Annotated in this window: 1 protein-coding gene and 1 other annotated feature; the gene reads left to right on the top strand. The window is 60.6% G+C overall.

The genetic code is table 11. From position 1 onward, the window contains the following. Positions 1-49 precede the first annotated feature (49 nt). Positions 50-1,287 (top strand): IS3 family transposase gene (locus JMF90_RS37420; RefSeq protein ID WP_155123312.1). Its coding sequence is split into 2 segments (ribosomal slippage): positions 50-341 and positions 341-1,287, totalling 1,239 coding nucleotides; the frame shifts between segments, so codons are not numbered across the junction. Beyond that, positions 331-447: a sequence feature (AL1L pseudoknot), on the top strand. Its footprint overlaps the gene before it by 117 nt. Positions 1,288-1,321 lie beyond the last annotated feature (34 nt).

Genomic DNA, 1,321 nt, shown 5'->3' with positions numbered 1-1,321 from the left:
GAACCGCCCCGAGTTTTGTGGAGGCTCCAACTCTTGAGAGAATGGAGCCATGAACAAGAAGCCAAGCAAGTTTTCCCCGGAAGTCCGAGAGCGCGCAGTGCGCCTGGTACGCGAGCAGCGTAGCGAGCACCCGTCGATGTGGGCGGCAGTCGAATCGATTGCGCCGATGATCGGCTGCACGCCGCAGACGCTGTTGGATTGGGTTAAGCGCGACGAGGTCGACCGTGGAGAGCGCGATGGCGTGAGTACGGCCGAGCGTGAACGCATCAAGGCCTTGGAGCGCGAGGTCAAGGAACTGCGCCGGACCAACGAGATTCTCAAACTGGCGAGCGCATTTTTCGCCCAGGCGGAGCTCGACCGCCGTTTCAAGTCCTGAAGGCCTTCATTGATCAGCATCGCGACACCTTCGGGGTCGAGCCGATCTGCAAGGTCTTGCGGATTGCCCCGTCGGGCTACCGACGCCATGCAGCACAACTTCGCGATCCGTCGAAGCGCTGCGCCCGCGCGAAACGCGATGAGCTTTTGCAACCGGAGATCAAGCGTGTCTGGCAGGCCAACATGCAGGTCTACGGCGTGCCGAAGGTCTGGAAGCAGATGAACCGGGAAGGCATTGCAGTGGCACGCTGCACGGTCGGACGGTTGATGAAGCTGCAGGGCTTGCGTGGCGCAGTTCGCGGTAAGCGTGTTCGCACGACGCTTCCCGATGTGACCGCGCCGCGCCCGCTGGACCGAGTCAACCGGCAGTTCAAGGCTGACCGGCCGAATCAGCTCTGGGTGTCGGATTTTACGTATGTCTCGACATGGCAAGGCTGGCTGTACGTGGCATTCGTGATCGACGTGTTTGCCCGCCGTATTGTTGGCTGGCGCGTCAGCTCGTCGATGACCACGGACTTCGTTCTGGATGCACTTGAACAGGCGCTGTACGCCCGCCAACCGGGCGAGGACGGGACTTTGATTCATCATTCCGACAGAGGGTCTCAATACGTCAGCATTCGCTATAGCGAACGGCTGGCTGAGGCCGGCATCGAGCCGTCGGTCGGCAGCCGGGGCGACAGCTACGACAATGCGCTGGCCGAAACGATCAACGGCCTGTACAAGACGGAACTGATTCGTCGGCGCGCCCCTTGGAAAACGAGGGAATCCGTCGAGCTGGCAACGCTGGAATGGGTGGCTTGGTACAACCATCATCGGCTGATGGAACCGCTCGGCTATATCCCGCCTGCTGAAGCTGAGGCAAACTACTACAGGCAACTCAGAAATGCCGCTGACGTGTCCGCATTAACTTAAACCAACCAGCCTCCACGATTCCCGGTGCGATTCA

Origin of the sequence: Burkholderia sp. E168m23 (assembly GCF_016586125.1) — a bacterium.
In the GTDB taxonomy this organism is placed as follows: domain Bacteria; phylum Pseudomonadota; class Gammaproteobacteria; order Burkholderiales; family Burkholderiaceae; genus Burkholderia; species Burkholderia orbicola.
Note: the sequence above shows the minus strand (reverse complement) of the source record. Positions and strands in the feature narration are given on the sequence as shown.